Source organism: Mesorhizobium sp. M1295 (assembly GCF_040318135.1).
Lineage (GTDB): Bacteria > Pseudomonadota > Alphaproteobacteria > Rhizobiales > Rhizobiaceae > Mesorhizobium.
This window is the reverse complement of the sequence record NZ_JAMYLU010000053.1, coordinates 1-7,188: the sequence shown is the minus strand read 5'-3', so window position 1 is coordinate 7,188 and position 7,188 is coordinate 1. Positions and strand designations below refer to the sequence as shown.

Genomic DNA, 7,188 nt, shown 5'->3' with positions numbered 1-7,188 from the left:
GGATGTAAGCCAGAACCTGCGGACTGTAGCGCTTGCCCACCGGCGGCAAGGTGTTGATGGCGGCGAACTTCACCTGCAGCCAGGTTGTCTCGTCCTGATCGACCGTAATGCGATGACGTCCCGCCCAAGGCGCCGCCGCAAGTTGGGCAAAGACGCGATGAGCAGGATCGTATGGGGCAGCATCGGCAGGTCGCGCGGCCAGCCTGTTCTTCTGCACCCGCACGATGAAGCTCGTACCAAGGTCTTGCGCGGTGCAATAGAGCTCGTAGATATCGCTCTCCCGGTCACCCACATGCACGCAGCGCTCGGGCGCGCCAACGAGCGCGATGGATTGGCGCAGGTTCTCCAGCCAGCGGTAGCTCTCTTTCGTCTCGATCGGCACGCGCCTGGGATTGATGTGCCGCTTGAGCGCGAGCGTTCCCTTGAATTTCGTTCGTGTCCAGAATTTCACCGTCGTCAGACCGAGGGGTGTGCCGGTGAGGGTGACAGCCAGGCTCGAATGCATCAGCACCCCGCACGAGGTCAGCACGTTGGGCTGCCCGGCCTTGTAGCGCCCGGCGTTGATGGTTTTTGGTGAAGCCGATTTTGCCCGGCTGCGCGCGGCTGTAGATAAATTCGGTCGTGTCCTGCAGGATTAGGATCGGACCTTCGCTCGCCGCAACGCGCGCCGCGGTCGCGACGAAATGGCCGGCTAGAACGCTATGTTCGGTCACACGCGGATTGTCAAAGAAGCGGTAGGCCGCCTTCGCCGCCGCCCAGTCGCCGCACGCCGCCGGGATTGGCTTGCCCGGCGCAGCTGACATCTGATCCAGCAACCGTTGCAGCCGACGGCCCAGACGCTTGTCGGGAAGGGCCGCCGCAGAAAGCTCTTCCTCCTGCCAAGCGGCTTCGCTGCTGCTGGTCTTGTCTCGCATCCGTGACGCCTCCGTGATTCGGCGTCACGAACAGAATCACGGCAGATTCATACGCGGCAATAGGCCCCGCCCACGATGTGGGTAATTGAAAGCCGGTGAAGACCGCAGACGTGCGTATCCGCGGCCATGAGCACCTGAGCACCGCGGTGCTGAGATCAAGCTTTCGATGGGGAGACGCGATGATATTCTTCGAGGAGGAGTTTGACCTCCTCCATGCCTTCATCGGTGAAGGCCAAGATTCCGTCGTCATCGTTAGCGCCGTACACCCAGATGACGCCGTCCTCGGGCTCGAGACCGACGGTCAGGTCCTGGATGAGCGCTTCGCTGACACCGGGGTCCCTGGCGACGCGGTCGACGGTATACGTGATGCACCTTATCGCGCTGTATGATCACGCTGCCGCTGGGTGGGTCCGCAGTTTTGCGGATCTCCAATTCCACGGCAGCAAATCATCGATCCGATGGGCCGGATACCCCAGAATATTGGGGCTCGACCGCCATGGTTGCAATCGGTCTTCGGACTCCGCTCAAGGGAGGACGCCAACTGCTTAGTATGGCCAACTGCATTTATCGTCCTGATTCTCATAGGTGCTTTTTTGGGCATTGTCGGCTTTCCGGTGCCCCTCGTCCAATCTTGAATCTTAGTCTCAATCGTTGCACTTGGCCTCATCCTGGCCCCGCGGTCGATCTACCCCTGGCGCCAGGCGCATCGATGATTGTATTTTTTCACTCTTTCACGGCCATACACACACGGAACGGAGGCTCCCATTAGGCGCAAAGGACCGGGCCTTGGGGAAGGGCTCCCCATTTCGTGTCTGGCACCTCCGGCTCGACGGGCGTGCCGTTGCGACCCTGCTCGCTGGCAATTGGGATGACTCTCCATGCACGAAGCCTGCAGTGGCCGAGTTCACACCGCACTCGATTTCTATACAGCGCCGGCGTCATCGAACGCCCACGCCGGCTGACGTGTCGACGGCTTGGTCTAACACCTTTTTGGCTCACCTTCGCGATGCGCGGCAGTGGCTTTTCCCGCCCGTCTTGCTTGTCCTATTGTCGCAACGCCAACGCTAAAAACGTTCTACATTATGCCGATTTCCTGCTTATGCAGCGGGTTATTCGACGCAAACCGCCGATTTGATTTTGTTAGGTTGATCAGGCAGCACGCGTTATCAAATCGATAAAGAACAAAGAGGAGACGCTCGGTCTGCGACGCACGACAGGCCGGCCTATCGGGGCGGTGTCGACGTCAGGTGAGCGCGGGCAGTCGATTGTCAATCTGACCGTGAGCCACCTGCGTAGACGTCGCTCGGTTGTACCGCGCCGCAGCTGCCATTTCGTAAGCTGCGTATCTTTTGGTTTTTGGAGGAACGTTTAGGTCATGCAGTTGAATGGTGATCGGAGATTAGAGGCATATCGGCGGATGCTTCGCATCCGTCGATTCGAAGAAGAGGGTATGCGCCAGTTTAAAGCAGGCCGGATCCCTGGTTCTTTTCATGCGAGCGTTGGCCAGGAGGCCGCTATCGTGGGGGCATGTGTTGCCCTCCGGGAGGATGACGCAATGACCGGGACGCATCGTTCGCACGGCCATCCGATCGGGAAGGGTGCGCATTTGGACGCGCTCATGGCCGAGTTGATGGGCAAGGAGGGCGGCATTTGCAAGGGGCGCGGCGGTTCGATGCACCTTGCGGACAAATCGGTCGGGATCATCAGTGAGTCGGCCATCGTCGGTGGGGGAATTCCTCTTGCGACGGGGTGCGCCTTCAGCGCTATGATGCGGGGGGTGGATCAGGTCACGCTGTGCTTCTTCGGTGATGGAGCGGTGAACCAAGGCACCTTTCACGAGAGTCTCAACATGGCTTCGCTCTGGAAGCTCCCGGTTATCTTTCTTTGCGAGAACAATGGCTATGCAATCAGCACCTCGGTAGCGAAGAGCCACGGGCAGCCGGACATCGCGCTGCGGGCGGCGGGCTACGGCATGCCCGGAGTAACAGTTGATGGTCAGGACGTGAGCGCCGTCTATCACGCTACGGCACAGGCCGTCTTGCGAGCACGCACGGGCGGGGGGCCTACTCTCATTGTAGCCAACACCTATCGGTTCGACGAGCACAATTTCGGCCTGGTCATTGTAGGGGAGCCCTATCGACCGGTTGAAGAAGTCGAGGCCTACAAACGCGAGCGAGACCCCATTGTGCTATATCGCACTGTGCTACTCGAAGAGGGCAAAAATGAAGAGAGCTTGAAGGTAATCGAGGATGAAGTCGCCGAAGCCGTCAAGCAGGCCGTACAATTTGCTTTGGCCAGCCCCATGCCTCGACCAGAAACTCTGCCCGGCTATATGTTCAGCTCTCCCCTTGCGGGCCAGTACAGCTCTGTGGCTGGGCTGGAGAGGAATTAATCGACATGCAAGCTCATGCCCAGAAACTTGCCGAGACCGTCGGCACCCACATTAAAATGACCTATCTCGACGCGCTCATGCAGGCGCAGATCGAGGAAATGGAGCGTGACGAGCGCGTCTTCCTGATGGGGGAGGACATCTCGGTCTATGGCGGCGACAAGCTTGTCGAGCGATTCGGCAAGAACCGGGTTAGAGACTTCCCGATTTCGGAAGGCAGTTTTACCGGCCTCGGAATCGGCGCGGCCATCAATGGATTGAGACCGATCGTAGACCTCTCCATCGCCAGCTTCGTCTACCTACCCTCGGATCAAATCATCAACCAAGCCTCGAAATTGCGATATATGACAGGAGGTCAGATCAGCATTCCTATCGTATTTCGTTGCTGCATGTACGCGATGGGATCGAAGGCGGCGCAGCATGCCGACCGGCCTTATCCTTTTTTTATGAATGTGCCGGGCCTTAAGATCATCTGCCCGACCAGCGCGGCCGATATGAAGGGGTTAATGAAATCGGCCATTCGCGACGACGATCCGGTGCTCGTCTTCGAAGACACCCGCCTGTGGGCGCTCAAGGGCGATGTGCCCACAGATCCGGACTATCTAATCCCGATTGGCAAAGCGGATGTGAAGCGCGAAGGAAAAGACGTGACTCTGGTCGCCATTGCCGGTGCCATTCGCCCGGCGATGGAAGCTGTCGACGCGCTTGCCGCGGAAGGCATTTCGGTTGAATTGATCGACCCACGTACGCTGAAGCCGCTCGACCATGAGGCGTTCAAAACATCAGTCGCGAAGACCGGAAGACTGATCATCGTAGAGAACGCGCACCCCGTCTGTAACGTCGGAAGCGAAATCGCAGCCGTGATGGCGGAAGAAGCTTTCGATCTCTTGAAGCGGCCGATCTTGCGCTTGAGCGCTCCGGACATTCACGTGCCGTTTAGCCCGGCCCTCGAGAAGAACTTCTACCCGACCAAAGATCGGATCATCGCCGCCATCCGGCGGCTACTGTAAACATCCTAATACGAAGAAGGCTGAGCAAAGTGACAACCGACATTCTTTTGCCATCAAGCGGGATGGGTATTGAGGAAGCTACTATAGTGGGTTGGTTGAAAAATATAGGAGACCAAGTTAGCGAGGGCGAGATTATTCTTGAGGTTGAGACAGCCAAGGCGACAGTAGAGGTCGAGGCCCCCGCAAGCGGAGTACTAGCCACAATCGTCGCGACGGAAGGTCAAACTGTCGAGGTCAATGCCGTGATTGGAACGATTGAAAGCTGATGTCTCGCCCTTTTACCGAGGTTCAACTGACACCTTTGAGGAAAGTCATCGCCGCACGGATGACAACCGCAAAGCAGACAATTCCTCACTTCCGCCTTGTGACCGAAATGGAAGTTGATGCTCTGTTGCGCTGGCGGGCAGCCATCAACGAAACCGATCCGACAAGAAAAGCATCCATCAATGATTGTCTAATCAAAGCGGTTGCTGTGTCGTTGATCGATAATCCCGCCGTTAATTGCCAGATGGCAGAAAATTCGATCCACCAATTCCACAGTGCCGACATTTCGATTGTAATTGCTGTTAAAGGTGGCCTTGCGACACCTGTGGTCCGCGGTGCGGAACGCAAGTCAGTGATGGAAATATCTGCGGAAGTTAAGGATTTCGCTGAGCGAGCGGGCCGCAACGCGATCAAGCTCAGTGAAATATCCGGCGGCTCGTTCAGCATCTCTAACCTCGGCGGCTATGGTATCCAACAGTTCGACGCAATCATAAATGCACCACAATGTGCTATTTTGGCAGTAGGGAGCGCAGGACCGCGAGTTGTCGCGAATCGCCTCGGCGAGACGCGGGTGGCAACGATTCTGACATGCACGCTCTCAGTCGACCATCGCGCCGTCGATGGAGTCGAAGCGAGTAAATTCCTGCAGGGCTTGCAGGATGTCATCGCAAATCCGGACAGATTGGGTCGAGGCTGAGGGCGCCAAGCTCCAGCTAACATTTTTTGATGGGCAATTCCGCGGCTCCGGCGTGCGGAGGAAAGAAGTGAGGATCTTATGCACAACGTCATGGTGAACGGCGCCGCAATCCCGGCACTCGGGCTTGGGACCTGGACACTCAAGGACGAAGTATGCTCGGAGCTGGTCGCGCATGCGCTTTCGCTCGGCTACCGCCATCTCGACACCGCGTCGACCTATGACAATGAGAGCGCGGTGGGCGAGGGACTGCGACTTTCCGGCGTACCGCGTGAAGACGTCTTCGTCACAACCAAAGTCTGGTATACTGAGATTGCTTCGGGAGATCTGGAGCGATCGGCTGAACAGAGCCTAAAACGCCTTGGCCTCGACAAGGTTGATCTTTTGCTGATCCACTGGCCGCACCCGGAGATCCCGCTGGCGGATTCCATCAAAGCGCTGAATGCGGTTCGCAATTCCGGCATAGCGGGACACATCGGTGTGTCGAACTTCCCATCCGAAATGCTTGGTAAGGCGATACGCCTGTCGGATGCGCCGCTCGTGGCCAATCAGGTGGAATATCACCCCTTTCTCGCACAAACCAAAGTCCATGCCGCTTGCCGCGCGGCAGGTATGGCGATGATTGCCTATGCCCCATTGGGCCGAGGCGGAGCGCTGCTAGATGAAGCAGCGATCGCGGACGCGGCTAAGCGGCACAGCAAGAGCCCGGTCCAGATAGTGCTTCGCTGGCACGTACAGCAAGAAGGTGTGGTCGCGATACCTCGAGCGGAGCGCAAGGAATGGTTGGCGGAAAACATAGACGTGTTTGATTTTGAGCTTTCCGGCGAGGAGATGGCAGCAATCACGCGGCTCCGCTCGCACAACCTGCGTTTCTACGTCAACGAAGGCTACCACGCGCCGCAATGGGACACTATCGACTGATGTCGCCCCACGCATACCGTGTTCCACTTTGAAAAGGTGCCTGGCGCACCGGCGGCGTGACCCGAAAAGAACGTCAAATTGGCGATGATCGAAGAACGCCGTCCGCCAAAAAAGCCATGAACCGGCCATCCCTTTGGGCGCTAATGGGCAAGCGCTCTCTTTGAAATTCGCACCTGCCGAAGGCAGTGCGGCCTTGCTGTTACAGAGACTGCGCTCTGCTAGCTGCGGCGGCGCGCCTTCCTTACATGCGGCGTGGATTTGCGCAGTTTTCAGCGAACTTCCGCCAATTTTCGGGTCATTTGGTTGAGATGCTGGCTTACAGTTCCAGCTCGGTGGAACGTCAACGTCACGGTCAGTGATTTCACAGCGGTATAGTCAGTTGCCCCATCGAACAAGAAGTGGAAAAAGGGAACGAAACCGATGTCAAATGCTCAACCTCAATGCATTTCACTCTTTGGCCGCCTCCTGTTTGCTCTTGTGTTGGGCGCTATAGCGCCTTGCTCGGCAATTGCCCAGACAACGTTGGAACAGGCTAAGTCAGATGCTGTCACAATCGCCATCGCAAATGAACCGCCCTACGCTTTCATGGACACGGATGGCTCGCCAACAGGAACCGGACCGGAGCTAGACAAAGCAATTTTGCAGGAAGCCGGCGTCACTCAGTTTTCGGGAGCGGTGATGGAATACGGCGCCATGATGGTGCTGTCACATTGTTTGGCGAGCGGGCGAGCGGAGAACAGGGCAAGATAATCAAGCAATTTGAGCGGCGATAGCCTTCCACTCAGCCATCGCGCGTAGGCGGTGGTTCCGGATCTGAGCTGCGGATCTGGTTGAACGGTCGGGAACGAAGAGATTGCGGACGGTGGAAAAGATTGACACGAAGTGCTGCAGGGAAGCGATCGATCTGAAACCCTGCCGTACTCGCTCCCGCTTTCGGAATGGAAGATGAGAATTCTCGGCGCGGTTGTTGAGGCCTTTGTGCGAACGGTGCTCGAC

8 protein-coding genes and 2 pseudogenes are annotated in these 7,188 nt (G+C 57.5%); 7 read left to right on the top strand and 3 right to left on the bottom strand.

Translation table 11 applies throughout. The annotated features are described in order from the left end of the window. Positions 1-505, bottom strand: a pseudogene (locus NKH29_RS32080) (IS4 family transposase); the annotation flags it as partial. A gap of 265 nt (positions 506-770) precedes the next feature. Next, positions 771-914: pseudogene (locus NKH29_RS32075) on the bottom strand (IS4/Tn5 family transposase DNA-binding protein); the annotation flags it as partial. 179 nt (positions 915-1,093) lie between these two features. Here NKH29_RS32075 and NKH29_RS32070 point away from each other — a divergent pair. The 7 genes from NKH29_RS32070 to NKH29_RS32040 all read left to right on the top strand — a co-directional run bounded on the left by NKH29_RS32070 (position 1,094) and on the right by NKH29_RS32040 (position 6,942). Continuing rightward, the gene (locus NKH29_RS32070) at positions 1,094-1,303 is read left to right on the top strand and encodes a hypothetical protein (RefSeq protein WP_353001378.1); all 210 of its coding nucleotides are present in this window, start codon (positions 1,094-1,096) and stop codon (positions 1,301-1,303) included. A gap of 986 nt (positions 1,304-2,289) precedes the next feature. Beyond that, positions 2,290-3,306 (top strand): thiamine pyrophosphate-dependent dehydrogenase E1 component subunit alpha, encoded by a 1,017-nt coding sequence (locus NKH29_RS32065; RefSeq protein WP_353001377.1) that lies wholly within the window; start codon positions 2,290-2,292, stop codon positions 3,304-3,306. Positions 3,307-3,311: 5 nt separating this feature from the next. Next, a complete protein-coding gene (locus tag NKH29_RS32060) occupies positions 3,312-4,313 on the top strand; it encodes an alpha-ketoacid dehydrogenase subunit beta (RefSeq protein ID WP_353001376.1) in 1,002 nt (333 codons plus the stop codon). A gap of 29 nt (positions 4,314-4,342) precedes the next feature. Continuing rightward, positions 4,343-4,579 (top strand): biotin/lipoyl-containing protein, encoded by a 237-nt coding sequence (locus NKH29_RS32055; protein ID WP_353001375.1) that lies wholly within the window; start codon positions 4,343-4,345, stop codon positions 4,577-4,579. After that, positions 4,579-5,274, top strand: a complete 696-nt coding sequence (locus NKH29_RS32050) for a 2-oxo acid dehydrogenase subunit E2 (RefSeq protein ID WP_353001374.1) — start codon at positions 4,579-4,581, stop codon at positions 5,272-5,274. The genes NKH29_RS32055 and NKH29_RS32050 overlap by 1 nt, the downstream gene beginning before the upstream one ends. A 78-nt stretch (positions 5,275-5,352) precedes the next feature. Further along, positions 5,353-6,192: an aldo/keto reductase gene (locus tag NKH29_RS32045; RefSeq protein WP_353001373.1), complete on the top strand. Its 840-nt coding sequence runs from the start codon at positions 5,353-5,355 to the stop codon at positions 6,190-6,192. A 420-nt stretch (positions 6,193-6,612) separates the two neighbouring features. Continuing rightward, positions 6,613-6,942 carry a type 2 periplasmic-binding domain-containing protein gene (locus NKH29_RS32040; protein ID WP_353001372.1) on the top strand — a complete coding sequence of 110 codons (330 nt, stop codon included), beginning with the start codon at positions 6,613-6,615 and terminating at the stop codon, positions 6,940-6,942. Here the strand turns inward: NKH29_RS32040 and NKH29_RS32035 are convergent. Further along, positions 6,943-7,188: DDE-type integrase/transposase/recombinase (locus NKH29_RS32035; RefSeq protein WP_353001371.1), on the bottom strand; the 246-nt coding region annotated here is incomplete at its 5' end. It lies immediately after the preceding gene.

Bases quoted from the DNA above. Each gene is read 5' to 3' on its own strand.
- NKH29_RS32040 (WP_353001372.1), top strand. From the start codon at position 6,613: ATGTCAAATGCTCAACCTCAATGCATTTCACTCTTTGGCCGCCTCCTG.
- NKH29_RS32050 (WP_353001374.1), top strand. From the start codon at position 4,579: ATGTCTCGCCCTTTTACCGAGGTTCAACTGACACCTTTGAGGAAAGTC.
- NKH29_RS32065 (WP_353001377.1), top strand. From the start codon at position 2,290: ATGCAGTTGAATGGTGATCGGAGATTAGAGGCATATCGGCGGATGCTT.
- NKH29_RS32045 (WP_353001373.1), top strand. From the start codon at position 5,353: ATGCACAACGTCATGGTGAACGGCGCCGCAATCCCGGCACTCGGGCTT.
- NKH29_RS32060 (WP_353001376.1), top strand. From the start codon at position 3,312: ATGCAAGCTCATGCCCAGAAACTTGCCGAGACCGTCGGCACCCACATT.
- NKH29_RS32070 (WP_353001378.1), top strand. From the start codon at position 1,094: ATGATATTCTTCGAGGAGGAGTTTGACCTCCTCCATGCCTTCATCGGT.